The organism is Streptomyces sp. NPDC046887 (assembly GCF_040644755.1).
GTDB lineage: Bacteria > Actinomycetota > Actinomycetes > Streptomycetales > Streptomycetaceae > Streptomyces > Streptomyces lichenis.
Genome location: NZ_JBEYXH010000002.1, coordinates 197,773 through 210,848, shown reverse-complemented (window position 1 = coordinate 210,848; position 13,076 = coordinate 197,773). Strand labels below are relative to the sequence as shown.

16 protein-coding genes and 2 pseudogenes are annotated in these 13,076 nt (G+C 72.1%); 13 read left to right on the top strand and 5 right to left on the bottom strand.

What is annotated here, in order from left to right; translation table 11 throughout:
* Positions 1-16 precede the first annotated feature (16 nt).
* Positions 17-1,105, top strand: coding sequence for a redox-regulated ATPase YchF (gene ychF, locus ABZ945_RS04010; RefSeq protein WP_361263430.1), 1,089 nt, complete (start codon positions 17-19; stop codon positions 1,103-1,105).
* A gap of 340 nt (positions 1,106-1,445) precedes the next feature.
* Positions 1,446-1,961 carry a hypothetical protein gene (locus ABZ945_RS04005; RefSeq protein WP_361263427.1) on the top strand — a complete coding sequence of 172 codons (516 nt, stop codon included), beginning with the start codon at positions 1,446-1,448 and terminating at the stop codon, positions 1,959-1,961.
* A gap of 155 nt (positions 1,962-2,116) precedes the next feature.
* On the opposite strand, the gene ABZ945_RS04000 is transcribed toward ABZ945_RS04005, so the two are convergent.
* The 3 genes from ABZ945_RS04000 to ABZ945_RS03990 form a co-directional block, all read right to left on the bottom strand.
* Positions 2,117-2,380, bottom strand: coding sequence for a type II toxin-antitoxin system RelE/ParE family toxin (locus ABZ945_RS04000; protein WP_361263424.1), 264 nt, complete (start codon positions 2,378-2,380; stop codon positions 2,117-2,119).
* On the bottom strand, positions 2,373-2,642 hold the full coding sequence (locus ABZ945_RS03995) for a type II toxin-antitoxin system Phd/YefM family antitoxin (RefSeq protein WP_248635619.1): 270 nt from the start codon (positions 2,640-2,642) through the stop codon (positions 2,373-2,375). Before ABZ945_RS03995 ends, ABZ945_RS04000 begins: the two co-directional genes overlap by 8 nt.
* Positions 2,643-2,706: 64 nt before the next feature.
* On the bottom strand, positions 2,707-3,525 hold the full coding sequence (locus ABZ945_RS03990; RefSeq protein WP_361263421.1) for an SDR family oxidoreductase: 819 nt from the start codon (positions 3,523-3,525) through the stop codon (positions 2,707-2,709).
* Between the two features lie 224 nt (positions 3,526-3,749).
* Between ABZ945_RS03990 and ABZ945_RS03985 the strand changes: the two genes are divergently transcribed.
* Positions 3,750-4,901, top strand: a complete 1,152-nt coding sequence (locus ABZ945_RS03985; protein ID WP_361263418.1) for an FAD-dependent oxidoreductase — start codon at positions 3,750-3,752, stop codon at positions 4,899-4,901.
* A 19-nt stretch (positions 4,902-4,920) separates the two neighbouring features.
* Here ABZ945_RS03985 and ABZ945_RS03980 read toward each other — a convergent pair.
* Positions 4,921-5,259 (bottom strand): annotated as a pseudogene (locus ABZ945_RS03980) (Uma2 family endonuclease); the annotation flags it as partial.
* A gap of 65 nt (positions 5,260-5,324) precedes the next feature.
* On the opposite strand from ABZ945_RS03980, the gene ABZ945_RS03975 reads away from it, so the two are divergent.
* From ABZ945_RS03975 to ABZ945_RS03950, 6 genes and pseudogenes are all read left to right on the top strand, one after another.
* Positions 5,325-5,522 carry a hypothetical protein gene (locus ABZ945_RS03975; protein ID WP_361263415.1) on the top strand — a complete coding sequence of 66 codons (198 nt, stop codon included), beginning with the start codon at positions 5,325-5,327 and terminating at the stop codon, positions 5,520-5,522.
* 414 nt (positions 5,523-5,936) lie between these two features.
* Positions 5,937-6,080 carry a hypothetical protein gene (locus ABZ945_RS03970; protein WP_361263412.1) on the top strand — a complete coding sequence of 48 codons (144 nt, stop codon included), beginning with the start codon at positions 5,937-5,939 and terminating at the stop codon, positions 6,078-6,080.
* The gene (locus ABZ945_RS03965) at positions 6,062-6,964 is read left to right on the top strand and encodes a S8 family serine peptidase (RefSeq protein ID WP_361263409.1); all 903 of its coding nucleotides are present in this window, start codon (positions 6,062-6,064) and stop codon (positions 6,962-6,964) included. Before ABZ945_RS03970 ends, ABZ945_RS03965 begins: the two co-directional genes overlap by 19 nt.
* On the top strand, positions 6,961-7,212 hold the full coding sequence (locus tag ABZ945_RS03960; RefSeq protein WP_361263406.1) for a hypothetical protein: 252 nt from the start codon (positions 6,961-6,963) through the stop codon (positions 7,210-7,212). Before ABZ945_RS03965 ends, ABZ945_RS03960 begins: the two co-directional genes overlap by 4 nt.
* A 66-nt stretch (positions 7,213-7,278) precedes the next feature.
* Positions 7,279-7,581: pseudogene (locus ABZ945_RS03955) on the top strand (hypothetical protein); the annotation flags it as partial.
* 139 nt (positions 7,582-7,720) lie between these two features.
* Complete coding sequence (locus ABZ945_RS03950) at positions 7,721-8,137, top strand: hypothetical protein (RefSeq protein WP_361263851.1); 417 nt, start codon at positions 7,721-7,723, stop codon at positions 8,135-8,137.
* A 41-nt stretch (positions 8,138-8,178) separates the two neighbouring features.
* Here ABZ945_RS03950 and ABZ945_RS03945 read toward each other — a convergent pair whose 3' ends face one another.
* Positions 8,179-9,282: a pyridoxal-phosphate dependent enzyme gene (locus tag ABZ945_RS03945; RefSeq protein ID WP_361263403.1), complete on the bottom strand. Its 1,104-nt coding sequence runs from the start codon at positions 9,280-9,282 to the stop codon at positions 8,179-8,181.
* A 251-nt stretch (positions 9,283-9,533) separates the two neighbouring features.
* Between ABZ945_RS03945 and ABZ945_RS03940 the strand changes: the two genes are divergently transcribed.
* From ABZ945_RS03940 to ABZ945_RS03925, 4 genes are all read left to right on the top strand, one after another.
* Positions 9,534-11,108, top strand: a complete 1,575-nt coding sequence (locus ABZ945_RS03940; RefSeq protein WP_361263400.1) for a S8 family peptidase — start codon at positions 9,534-9,536, stop codon at positions 11,106-11,108.
* 219 nt (positions 11,109-11,327) lie between these two features.
* Positions 11,328-12,080 (top strand): GntR family transcriptional regulator, encoded by a 753-nt coding sequence (locus tag ABZ945_RS03935; protein WP_361263397.1) that lies wholly within the window; start codon positions 11,328-11,330, stop codon positions 12,078-12,080.
* A gap of 209 nt (positions 12,081-12,289) precedes the next feature.
* Positions 12,290-12,469: an SPOR domain-containing protein gene (locus ABZ945_RS03930; protein ID WP_361263395.1), complete on the top strand. Its 180-nt coding sequence runs from the start codon at positions 12,290-12,292 to the stop codon at positions 12,467-12,469.
* A gap of 204 nt (positions 12,470-12,673) precedes the next feature.
* Positions 12,674-13,069 (top strand): NUDIX domain-containing protein, encoded by a 396-nt coding sequence (locus ABZ945_RS03925; protein ID WP_361263392.1) that lies wholly within the window; start codon positions 12,674-12,676, stop codon positions 13,067-13,069.
* The last annotated feature ends 7 nt before the right edge of the window (positions 13,070-13,076 follow it).

Here is a 13,076-nt window from a genome sequence, read left to right as displayed (position 1 = left end):
GAGGGAAGTCGCCACCGTGTCGCTCACGATCGGAATCGTCGGCCTGCCGAATGTCGGCAAGTCGACCCTGTTCAACGCCCTGACCAAGAACGACGTGCTGGCGGCCAACTACCCGTTCGCCACGATCGAGCCCAACGTCGGCGTCGTCGGCGTCCCCGACCCCCGCCTCACCAAGCTGGCCGAGATCTTCTCCTCCCAGCGGGTGCTCCCCGCCACCGTCGACTTCGTGGACATCGCCGGCATCGTCCGCGGCGCCTCCGAGGGCGAGGGGCTCGGCAACAAGTTCCTGGCGAACATCCGCGAGTCGGACGCGATCTGCCAGGTCATCCGCGCCTTCCAGGACGAGAACGTCGTGCACGTCGACGGCAAGGTCTCGCCCAAGGACGACATCGAGACGATCAACACCGAGCTGATCCTCGCCGACCTCCAGACCATCGAGAAGGTCCTGCCCCGCCTCCAGAAGGAGTCGCGGATCAAGAAGGACATCGCCCCCAAGGTCGCCGCCGTCGAGGCCGCCAAGGAGATCCTGGAGCGGGGCGACACCCTCTTCTCCCAGGGCTACCTCCAGGGCACCGAGAAGACCGAGCTCCTCCACGACCTCCACCTCCTCACCACCAAGCCCTTCCTCTACGTCTTCAACGTCGACGAGGACGAGCTGACCGACGAGGCCTTCAAGGACGCCCAGCGCGCCCTGGTCGCCCCCGCCGAGGCGATCTTCCTCAACGCCAAGCTGGAGGCCGACCTCGCCGAGCTGGACGAGGAGGACGCCATGGAGCTCCTCCAGTCCGTCGGCGCCGAGGAGCCCGGCCTCGCCACCCTGGCCCGCGTCGGCTTCGACACCCTGGGCCTGCAGACCTACCTCACGGCCGGCCCCAAGGAGTCCCGCGCCTGGACCATCAAGAAGGGCGCCACCGCCCCCGAGGCCGCCGGTGTCATCCACACCGACTTCCAGAAGGGCTTCATCAAGGCCGAGGTCATCTCCTTCGACGACCTCGTCACCACCGGCTCCGTAGCCGACGCCCGCGCCGCCGGCAAGGCCCGCATGGAGGGCAAGGAGTACGTGATGCAGGACGGCGACGTGGTGGAGTTCAGGTTCAACGTGTAGTTGCGTGCGTACTCCGGGTTAGACGTCGATTCAAAAATGCATGCCAGGAGGGGTCGGGCTCTGTGAGTCCGACCCCTTCGGCCTTTCCCCTGCCGGGACCCGGCGACGCGATGGGCCCCACCTCACCGCCCGCGGCCGGAAAAGCACCCGACAGGCCCCCTTCGTACCTTCCTCCTCACTTCTCTTCCTCCATGCCCCCTCCCGCCCGAATTCCGGGCGCGTATTCCGGACGTCCGGTGCGGAAATGCCGAGTTGGCCGATTCGGGCGGTGCGCGGGACATCGCCGGTCGGGCTGAATGGGCAGCGTCGGTGAAAAGCCCGCGCAAGGGTGAGGAGGATCATGACGGAAAGCTCCGCAGAAGTCGGAAAGGAACAGGTCCAGGCGAGAGTCGAGGAGATCCGGGACGTCTTCGCGCGCAAACAGGCGGAGAGCAGGGGACTGGAGGCCGACCTCGATCTGGAGGCGTCGGCGCGCCGGGCCCTGGAGGCGAGGGCGCAGCCGGCCATCGTCCCGGACGAGGCGATACAGGCCAAGCTGCGTGCGGCTGATCCGCAGATCCTGGACGACAGTGGTCCGAATGTCTGGTGCGAGCTGTACGGGTTCCTGGATCTGGGCTACAAGATCCACCTGAACCCCTACGCCGTCGCGATGGTCACGAGCGCGGCCTCGGCTCTGGAAAAGGTTCTGGGGGACGCCGTTGAGGGATTCCCGGAACTGGAGGCGATGTTCGTTCCGCTGCTCGCCGCCATTTACGCCGAAGGCTCGGCGATCGACGCGGTCAGCCAGATCAATGGCTCGGTCGTGCTGATCGGGGTGATCCCCGACCCGCTTCCCGTCCCCTTCCCCGACGACTGATTCCGCCCGGCGGTCCCTTCCGGGCCGGCTCCACCCGGCGGTCGGCCCGGAACGTCCCCATGCGGCTCGAACATGTTCACCAAGCTCGACCTGCCGCCCTCGGAGGCCGACAACCGAAGGGTCCTCTCGGTGCCGGCGTACCTGAGGTGAAGGGGTCAGGTGTCGTACACAGTGGAGCGGTGTCCGACGTGGACGACCCAGACGACCAGCTCTCCGTTGTCGATCGTGTAGACGACGCGGTAGTCGCCGACTCGCAGGCGGCGGCGTTCGGGCTGGGACACGAGTGCGGTCGTGTGGAAACCGAAAGGATCGCTCTCCAGCTCGGTTAGCTTTGCGAGGATCCGCAGTGCCATGTCCCGAGGGATCTTGCGGAGTTCGGCCTGTGCCTCGGGCCGGAAGACCGTGCGGTACTCACTCACTGCGTGCCCGTGTCTCCCTGATGATGTCCTCGATCGGGACACCGGGTGCCGGGTTGGCCATGCGCTCGTCGATGATCCGGTTGATCTCGCGCTCTTCCCACTCCTGGTACTTGCGCAGCACCTCGATGGAGACGACGGCGGCCACTTCCTTGCCTCGGCGCGTGATCACCGTCGGTACGTCGTCGCGGTCGGCGCGCTCCACTACCTCGGCCAGGTGTGCGCGTACATCACGGATGGACTCTATGGGCAGCGGCTGTGTCATGCGCCCAAGGGTACCGATTGACGCATGTGTACACAACGTGTGGATGGACAGCCGGTCGGCACCGTCATGCCCCCGCCTCGCGCGGGCTGACGTGGAAGGCGAAGGGGACGGTCCCTGGGTCCAGGGTGGTGGCGCCGCCGTCCACGGTGAGGGTCGCGCCGTTGACGAAGGAGGCGGCCGGGGAGAGGAGCCAGGCGATCGCCTCGGCGACCTCGCGGGGCTCACCCGGGCGGCGCGCGGGCAGCAGGCGGGTCGCCTCCTCGTAGGCCGCGTCCAGGTTGTCCGGTCCCAGGCCGGCCTCCTCGGCGAAGCGGGTCATCCGGCGGTCGGCCATCTCCGTCCGCACCCAACTGGGGCACACGGTGTTGGCACGCACCCCGCGGGGCCCGTAGTCGGCCGCCACCGAGTGGCACAGCTGGAGCAGTGCCGCCTTGGAGGTGGCGTAGGCGGCGTTGCCGACGCCGTTGCGCAGGGCGGAGACGGAGGCGACGGCGACGATCGAACCCCGGGCCTGGAGGAGGTGGGGAAGGGCGGCTCGCATGAGGAGGAAGGGGCCGGTGAGGTTGGTGCGCAGGACCAGTTCCCAGTCCTCGTCGGAGAGTTCGCCCACGCCGCCGCCGCGCCCCACGCCCGCGTTGAGCACCAGCCCGTCGAGGCGGCCGTACCGCTCCACCGCGGTCTCGACGAGACGGCGCACGGCGTCCGGGTCGGTGGTGTCGGCCGGGCAGGCCAGGGCCCCGGTCTCCTCGGCGATCCGCCGCAGGGGTTCGGGCCGTCGCCCCGAGACGACGACCTGGTGCCCGGCGTCCCTCAGCAGCCGCGCGGTGGCCGCGCCGATCCCGGTCCCGCCGCCCGTGACCACCACAACACGCTGATCCTTCATGGGTTTTCGGCCTCCTGGCGATGTCCGATGTCGGTACCTGGGGATCATCATGGCTCGGCCCCGTATGGCCGCCTCGCAGGAGAGGAGCTCATGGGGGGCCTGCCACCCGGGTGAGGGGCCCGCCCGCCCGTGCGTGATGCGCGCCACAGCGGCCCCGGGTGATGTCACAACCGGCCGCCGACCGGAGTCCTGATGTCGAGCACCCGGCAACGGAGGAGGACACCGTGGCAGAGAACACCGAGGTCGTCGTGGTCGGCGGCGGCTACGCCGGAGTCATGGCGGCCAACCGCCTGGCGCGGCACGACGAGGTGACCGTGACGCTGGTCAACCCGCGCCGGACGTTCGTGGAGCGGATCCGGCTGCACCAGCTGGCGGGCGGGACGGACGACGCGGTGGTGGAGTACCGGAGGGTGCTGGCCGAGCGGGTGCGGCTGGAGGTGGACACGGTGACCGGGATCGATGCGGCGGGCAGGCGCCTGGCGTTGGCGTCCGGCGGCACGGTCGGCTATGACTACCTGGTCTACGCGGTGGGCAGCGGCAGCGCGGACCCCCGGGTGCCCGGGGCGGCGGAGTTCGCGTTCCCGATCGCCACCCTGGAGGAGGCCGAGCGGCTGCGGCCGGCCCTGGACACCCTGCCCGCGCGGGCGCCCGTGACGGTGGTCGGGGCCGGACCGACCGGCATCGAGACCGCCGCCGAACTGGCGGAAGCCGGACGCACGGTGACCCTGGTCTGCGGCGGGGTGCTCGGCCCGTATCTGCACCCCCGGGGGCGGCGGGCGGTCGCCAGGCGGCTGGCCCGGCTCGGCGTCACCGTGCTCGCGGGCCCCGGTACCGAGGTGACGGCCGTCACCCCCGAAGCCGTACGGCTCGGCGACGGCCGCGAGCTGCCCAGCCGGGTGACCGTCTGGAGCGCCGGGTTCGGCGTCCCGGACCTGGCCGCACGCAGTGGGCTGAGCACCGACGCCCTGGGTCGGCTGCGCACCGACACCACACTGACCAGCGTGGACGACCCGCGGATCGTCGCGGCCGGGGACGCGGCGGCACCGGCGGGCCTGGACTTCCGGATGAGCTGCCAGGCCGCGGTGCAGCTGGGCCCGGCGGCCGCCGATACGGTGCTCAGCCGCATCGCGGGCAGCCTGCCCGCGACCGTGGACGTGCTGTTCACCGGCCAGTGCCTCAGCCTGGGGCGCCGTAGCGGCATCATCCAGACCGCCCGCCGGGACGACACCGTGAGGGGCCTCCACCTCGCCGGCCGCCCGGGCGCCGCGCTCAAGGAACTGGTCTGCCGGAGCACCCTCTGGCGGCTGGCCTACGAGGCCCGGGGCCTGGAGCGTGGAGAGATGGGCGAGCAGCGGAGGGCCGAGCCGGTCTCCTGAGGCACCCTTCGAGACATCGTCAGTCGCGTGGCGGGACGAGGCCGTCGAGGTCGATGGTGAGGGGGAAGGGTACGGGGCGCTCCAGGGTGCCCCGGAAGATGCCGGCGGGCACGTAGGTGCTCGTGGGGGCGTCCAGTTCGTAGACATGGACGACCGGCGCGCCCTCCTCGTCCTCGACGCGCCAGTAGTGCGGGATGCCCGCCTCCGCGTACTTGCGGAGCTTGACGGTGCGGTCGCGGTGGGCGGACTCGGGGGAGACGACCTCGATGACCAGCTGGACGTCCGTCGGCGCGTACCAGGTGCGGTCACCCTCGTAGTCGGCGGTCGTCACCAGGATGTCCGGCTCAGGACGGTTGCGCTGGCTTCGCCGACCAGGGGCTTGACGCGGCCTGGGCGGCGGTACGGGCGCACAGCCGCGTCCCGGTGCGGCGGCGGCAGCTCGCGGGGGCCTCGCACTGGGCGTTCACCGACCACGCGGTCATGGTGCCGCAGCTCCAGGCCGCCGGGCTGATCACCGCCGAGGAGCGCCGCGCCCTGGTCGGGGCGCTGCCGCCGTCCCGTTCGGTGCGATGGGTACGGGAGGGGGTACGGGGCTTCCTCGCCCGGTGGCCGGCGGGGTGAGGGGCCGTTGCCGGTGACGCTGTCGGGGATGCCGTTGCTGGTGCTCGGGGTGCGGGCGACGGTGGGGCCGCGGCCGCGCGGGTGGAGGTCACGGGAGGCGGGGTGGGGGAGCGGTCGGTGGTCGTCGTGGGCTGCGCCTGCTGCTGAGCGCCGCTCGCTGCCGAGGTGCCCGCGCCGGTGGGCGGGCGTAGCTTGGGAAGGGACCGGGCCGGTACGTGATGCGGGGAGGGCGGCGAGTCCGCTCCGTACGGTCGATCAGCGGCCCGGCGAAGCTCGGGACCCCTTCGAAGGCAGGAAGGGTGAAGTCGTATGAGCCTGCCTGGATTCACCGCTACCCGCGCGCTTTCCGGTGCCTCCCGGCCCCTTCCGCTGTCTCGGCCGGGGCTTCCGGTCCCCACGGGGCGGATCGTGCCGATGGGTGAGCAGGCGTGCCTCAACATCGCGCAGGAGTGCGTGGCCGCGTGCCGGCCGGGCGACGACAACTGCTACTGCGAGTGCGCCCATCTCACCGCGGCCTGCGCAGGCTGGCCCACCCCGCCGTGCCACTTCAGCGGCTAGCCGGGCGGCCGGAGACGGCGGACCCGACGACGGCGGCGGCCTGGTCGCGGACGACTCGGCTGGACGGGGTCATGGCGGAGGGCGAGGGCAGTTCGGAGGTGCTGATCGGGCTGCTCGACGGGCCGGTGGACGCCTCGCATCCGGGGTTCGGGGACGGGTTCCGGCTGCGCTCGGAGGCCGCCGGCTCCCTTGCCACCCGGCACGGTACGGCGGTCGCCGGGGTGCTCGCCGCACGGCGGGACTCGGGTGCGCCGGGGGTGTGCCCGGGGTGCCGCGTCCTGGTCAGACCCGTGTTCACCAGTGCGTCCAACGGTGAGGGGCCGGTGTCGACGGGTCCTTCGGAGGTGGCCGAGGGCGTGTACGGGTGCGTCGCGGCCGGTGCCCGGCTGATCAACCTCAGTGCGGGGTTCGACGGTGCCGGGCGCCCCTCGCGCGTACTGTCGTCGGCGCTCGACCATGCCGCCGGACGAGGAGTCCTGGTGGTGGTCGCCGCGGGCAACGACGGCCGGGTGGGAGGGTCGCCCCTGGTGTCCCACCCCGCGGTGGTACCCGTCACCTCGTGCGACGCGGAGGGCCTTCCCCTGCCCGACGGCAACCTGGGCCTCTCGGTCGCCCGCAGAGGCGTCCGCGCGCCCGGTATGCCGGTACGGAGCCTGGCGCCGGGCGGGGGCTTCGCCGACCTCGGCGGTACCAGCCTGTCGGCGGCACTGGTGACCGGGGCGCTCGCACTCGCCTGGTCCCTGGCCCCCGGAGCCCCGGTGGCCGTACCGCGCCGTGCCCTGCTCGGCGACCGCTCCGCGCGTCGATGCGTGGTGCCGCCGCTGCTGGACGCGGCCCGGCTGGCGCGAGAGATGTCCGCACCGGTCATGGAGGTCCGCCCATGAGTGCCACGAACCCTCCGCACGGCCGGGAGCGCACCGCCGAAGCGGTCGGCCGCGCCCGGCACGAAGTGCGGCTGCCCGGATTCCTGGTCGGTGGCGATGCGGACGGTGCGGAGGGGATCGGCCTGGGTGACGCGATCAAGCGGGCCACCTCGACCGCGGGCATCCGGCCCTGCGGCGGGTGCCTCGGGCGGGCCGCGGCGCTCAACCGGTGGATGCGGTTCTCCTCCACCCGTCCGCCGCGCACCTGACTCCGCGATGGAGGGAGACCGGCGTGAGTGCCGAGGAAGCCAGCCCCGCGATGGAGGGAGATCGGCATGAGTGCTGAGGAAGCCAACCCCGCGACGGAGGGGACCGCATCCGGCCCGTCCCGTTCCGGCCCGTCCGCGGCGGCGGTGCCGAGCGGACCCCGGTACGTCTACGCCGTCGGGCGGGTCGAGGCCAGATTCCCCAGTACGGGGATCGAGAAGGAGCTCGTTCAGGCCGCTCGGCAGGCGCCGACCGCCGGTATGACCGACCATCAGGCGGCGCACGCGGTGCTCACCGACCCGGCCAACCGCTATCTCGCCCGGCTGATGTGCTGGGTGATGACGATCGAGCAGATCGACACCTATCTGCTGGTGCCGCAGGACCGCGACCGACCTCGACCTGCTGCTCGCCGCGATGCGTCCCAGCCCGCACCCGACCGACACCGATGCGGTGATCGGACGGCTCGGGCCGCCGGCGCCGCCGGACCGGTGCAATGGACTGGTCGTGCCCATGGTGGTGTTCGACCAGCTCTACTCGTTCGACACCGAGGCCCTCCTGGCCGAGATCCCGTGCCCGGACGAGCTGGACCAGGCCGCCTTCCAGGAGGCCGCCGGGGAGCTGCTCCAGCGGATCGGCGGTCTCGCCGACAACGCGGGCGCGACGGACGAACACCGGGCGCTGAACTACCTGACCCTGCGCTATCCGCTGATCTACGCCCGGGCGACCCGGCAGTTCGCCCGTAACTCCTCGCTGAGCGGCGTGGACGTCCTGCGCTCACCGCTCAGCGGCGTACGCACCCTGGTGGACGTGGTGTTCACCTACACCGACCGGACCACCGGCGTGGCGGAGAAGTTCGCGGCCCGGGTGGACGTCACGGAGGAGTTCCCGTTCCTCTCGGCGCCCCTGGCGCCGTATTTCGACCGCTGAGGCCCCCGTCGGGTTCCCGCCGGGCTCCCGGCCTCCGCTCCTCAGGCCGCCAGTCCGGTCTTGGCGCCCGCGCCGCACAGGGGGACGACCGTGCTGCCGGGGCGCGGGTGGGCGGTGGTGGCGGCCCAGCAGGCGGCGGCGGTGGATTCGACGAACAGGCCGCGGGCCGCCAGGTCGCGCTGGGCGGCGCGGAGTTCGTCCTCGGCCACCGTGGTGAAGGTGCCGCCCGAGGCGCGTACGGCGGCCAGGATCTGGTGGGCGCGCGGCGGGTGGGTGATGGCGATGCCCTCGGCGAGGGTGGGTGCTGATACGGGGGCGTCCGGGGGCAGGTCCTCGGCGCCGGCGTGGAAGGCGGTGGCGAGCGGGGAGACGGCGGCGGCCTGGACGGCGAGCAGGGCGGGGCGGCGCTCGATCAGACCGTTTCCGGCCAGTTCCTCGATCGCCAGGGCCGCGCCGAGCAGCAGGGTGCCGTTGCCGACCGGGACGGCGAGGGTGTCGGGCAGCCGGCCGCCGAGGTCCTCCCACAGCTCGTAGACATAGGTCTTGGTGCCGTGCTGGAAGTACGGGTTGAAGACATGGGAGAAGTAGAAGACACCGGGTTCACCGGCGGCGGCGCGGGCGGCCAGGGCGGTGGCCTCCCGGTCTCCGGGGACGCGTTCCAGCCGGGCCCCGTGCGCCCGGATCTGCTCCAGTTTCTTCGGTGAGGTCGACTCGGGGACGTAGACGGTGCACTCCAGCCCGGCCCGGGCGCAGTACGCGGCGGCGGCCGTGCCCGCGTTGCCGCTGCTGTCCGCGACCACCCGGCGCGGGTCCAGCCGCCGGGCGAGTTCGGCGAGCATCACCGCGCCGCGGTCCTTGAACGACAGGGTCGGCATCAGGAAGTCGAGTTTGGCCGAAACCGTGTCGGTGAGCGGGACGAGCGGGGTGCGGCCCTCACCCAGGGAGCAGCCGGGCCCGGCGAGCGGCAGCGCCTCCTCGTACCGCCACAGCGAGCCGACCCGTCCGGCCAGTTCCGCCCGGTCGACCCGGCCCGCGGTGAAGTCCAGGTCCCAGGGGCCGCGGCAGCGCGGGCAGCACCAGGGAGCGGTGGCGACGGGGCGGGTGAGCGCGCAGCGGGGGCACCGGTAGTCGGCCAAGATCGTCATGCTGATCAGGATGTCACCGGTGTGGCGGTCGTGTTACCGGGCCGTCAGCACCCTTGTGGGTTGCCCAAAGTTCGGTCAATCTTTCGCTCGGCGGCCGAGTGGGCCGGGGCTTCCGGAGGACCGGAGGGCCCGGATGAGGGAAGCGCCGGCACCCGGGGCGTTACTTGTCATGCTCGCGTCATATGCGGGTCTCCGTTCGGCCGCCGTGACCCCCACAGCAACGCACCACCCGATGAGGAGGAACCCTCACCATGTCCGTGATGCGTACCCCGCGGCGAAGAATGGCCGCAGCCGGCGCCACCGTCGTCGCCGCCCTCGCGCTCGGCACCCTGTCCGCCCTTCCGGCGGGCGCCGCCCCCGCCGCCGCGGAAGGCGTCATCCTGAACGCCGGAGCACCGGACGCCGTCCAGGGCAGCTACATCGTCACCCTGGACGAGTCCGCCGCCGCCGAGTCCAAGGCGGGCAAGGCCGTCGCCGCCCGGTACGGCGCGAAGATCGAGAAGACCTACACCGCGGCCCTCAACGGCTACGCGGTGGAGCTCTCCGAGGCCCAGGCGAAGAAGCTCGCCGCGGACCCCGCCGTCCGGTCGGTGGCGCAGAACCGGGTCTTCACGATCGACGGCACCCAGCCCTCGCCACCCTCCTGGGGTCTGGACCGGATCGACCAGCGCGCCCTGCCGCTCAACCAGAGCTACACCTACCCCGAGCCGGCCGGCCAGGGCGTCAGCGCGTACATCATCGACACCGGCGTGCGCATCTCGCACAGCGACTTCGGCGGCCGCGCCGTCAACGGCTACGACGCCATCGACAACGACAACGTGGCCCAGGACGGCAACGGCCACGGCACCCATGTCGCCGGCACGGTCGGCGGCACCGCGTACGGCGTCGCCAAGAAGGCGAGGATCGTCGCCGTCCGGGTGCTCAACAACCAGGGCTCCGGCACCACCGCGCAGGTCGTCGCCGGCATCGACTGGGTCACCCGCAACGCGGTCAAGCCGGCCGTCGCCAACATGAGCCTCGGCGGCGGGGTGGACACCACCCTGGACAACGCCGTCCGCAACTCCATCGCCGCCGGCATCACCTACGCGGTCGCCGCCGGCAACAGCAACGCCAACGCGGCCAACTACTCGCCGGCCCGGGTCATCGAGGCGATCACCGTCGGCTCCACCACCAACACCGACGCGCGCTCCAGCTTCTCCAACTACGGCACCCCGCTGGACCTGTTCGCCCCGGGCACCAACATCACCTCGTCGTGGAACACCGGGGACACCGCCACCAACACCATCTCCGGCACCTCCATGGCCACCCCGCACGTGGCCGGCGCCGCCGCCCTCTACCTGGACGGCAACCCCACCGCCACCCCCGCCCAGGTCTCCTCGGCCCTCACCGCCGCCGCCACCCCGAACGTCGTCGGCAACCCGGGCACCGGCTCGCCCAACCGCCTGCTGTACGTGGGTGACGGCGGTACCGACCCCTACCCGCCCGGCAAGCGGTTCGAGAACACCGCCGACTTCGCCATCGCCGACAACGCCACCGTCGAGTCCCCGGTCACCGTCAGCGGGGTCAGCGGCAACGCCCCCGCCGCCCTCCAGGTGCCGGTCAACATCGTCCACACCTACGTCGGCGACCTCCGGGTCCAGCTCGTCGCTCCTGACGGCACCGTGTACACCCTCAGGGACCGCACCGGCGGCAGCGCCGACAACATCAACCAGACCTTCACCGTGGACGCCTCCTCCGAGGTGGCCAACGGCACCTGGAAGCTGAGGGTCAGCGACCTCGCCAGCGCCGACACGGGGAAGATCGACTCCTGGGCCCTGCAGTTCTGACCCGGGGGTTATGACCTCACCGTCCGTTGAGGGGCGGTCGCCACGGCGGCCGCCCCTTCCGGCGTTCCTGCCTCGGCCGCCCCTTCCGGCGTTCCTGCCTCCGACGGGGGCCGCCCAAACCGTGCTTCATCACTTTGAGTGAAACACTGGCCCATGCTTGCGGGTTTCAACCGAACGTTGCGACGCTGTTGCTGTCCGTCAAGCTGAGGGGAGTGGCCTGTGGCGTTCGGTGAGCAGCCCGCCTATCTGCGGGTGGCGAGCGATCTCCGGAGGAAGATCGTCGAAGGTTCGCTCCCGCCGCACGCCCGGCTGCCCTCGCAGGCCCGGATCCGTGCGGAGTACGGGGTCTCGGACACCGTGGCGCTGGAGGCCCGCAAGGTGCTGATGGCGGAGGGCCTGGTCGAGGGGCGCTCCGGCTCCGGTACCTATGTCCGCGAGCAGCCGGTGCCGCGCCGGATCGCCCGCTCCGGGTACGGGCTGGGCAACGGCGCCACCCCGTTCCGCCAGGAGCAGGCCGCCGAGGGCACCCGGGGTACCTGGGAGTCCCGTAGCGAGCGCGAGCGGGCCGGCGCCTCGGTGGCCGGGCGGCTGGGCATCGAGCCCGGTGAGCCGGTGATGCGTACCGCCTATGTGTTCCGGGACGCCGGGGAGCCGATGATGCTCTCCACCTCCTGGGAGCCGCTGGGCCTGACCGGGCGCAGTCCGGTGATGCTCCCCGAGGAGGGGCCGCTCGGCGGCTGCGGGGTGGTCGAGCGGATGGCGGCCCTCGACCTGGTGGTGGACAACGTCCTGGAGGAGGTCGGCGCCCGACCCGGACTCGCGGACGAGCTGGCCGCCCTGGGCGGGGTGCCCGGTCATGTGGTGATGGTGGTCCAGCGGACGTACTACGCCTCCGGCCGGGCGGTGGAGACCGCCGATGTGGTAGTCCCGGCCGACCGCTATCGCCTCACCTACCACCTGCCCGTGCGCTGAGCCGGGGACGCCGCCCCCGGGGTGGTACACGCGAGGGGGCGCATCCAGCCGGATGCGCCCCCTCGCGCTGTCCGCGCGCTGGCCGGATGTCTCTCTCTTCGTTCCCGAACGTATCCGCTGCGTGAAGGTCAGGGATACGCTCGGGCATATGCGGCGTGCGGTTTCCATAGGGACCCTCGCAAGTGTGCGGGCCTGCGGAGGGAGATGCGGTGAGCGAAGGAAGCACGGTTCTTCCCTGGCTGGTGATCCGCCAGGACGGCAACGGCAACCACTACCGGGTGGGCCGCTGCGCCACGCGTGACGAGGCGCAGAAGCTGGTCGACAGCCTGGCCGACACCGGTCAGGACCGGCGCTACTGCGTCGAGCGGGTCGGCCGGCCGGCGGGCTGACGGACACCGGTGGGCGCGGGCGGGGCCGAGGGGGCGCCCGGGGCGGAAGTGCTCCGGGGCGGCACCGAAGGCCCCGCCTTTCGCGCGGGCGTACGCGGCCTCGGAACCCCGTTCCGCTTCGTCCCGTCCATGAGGCCCGGTAAGGTCCCCTGCCGAGCAGGCCGGGTCACCGGCTACGGGACGAGAGCGGGCGGGACGGGTGCGGTGCTGATCGACACGGTGGCATGGGTGCGGATCGAGGGCGGCCGGATCCTCTGCGCCCGCCCGCGCGGCAAGGACGTCTTCTACATCCCGGGCGGCAAGCGGGAGGGCGCCGAGTCCGACCGGGAGACCCTGCTCCGCGAGGTCAGCGAGGAACTGGCGGTCGCCCTCGACCCGGAGAGCGTCGCCCATGTCGGCACCTACGAGGCCGGTGCCCCGGATCTGCCCGAGGGCACCGTGGTCCGGATGAGCTGCTACACCGGCGACTACCGGGGCACCCTCACCCCGAGCGCCGAGATCGACGAGATGGCCTGGTTCTCCTACGCCGACCGGCCGCTGGTGCCGCCCGTCGACCAACTGCTCTTCGACGATCTGAAGGCCGCCGGCTCGCTGTCGTAGACATGGG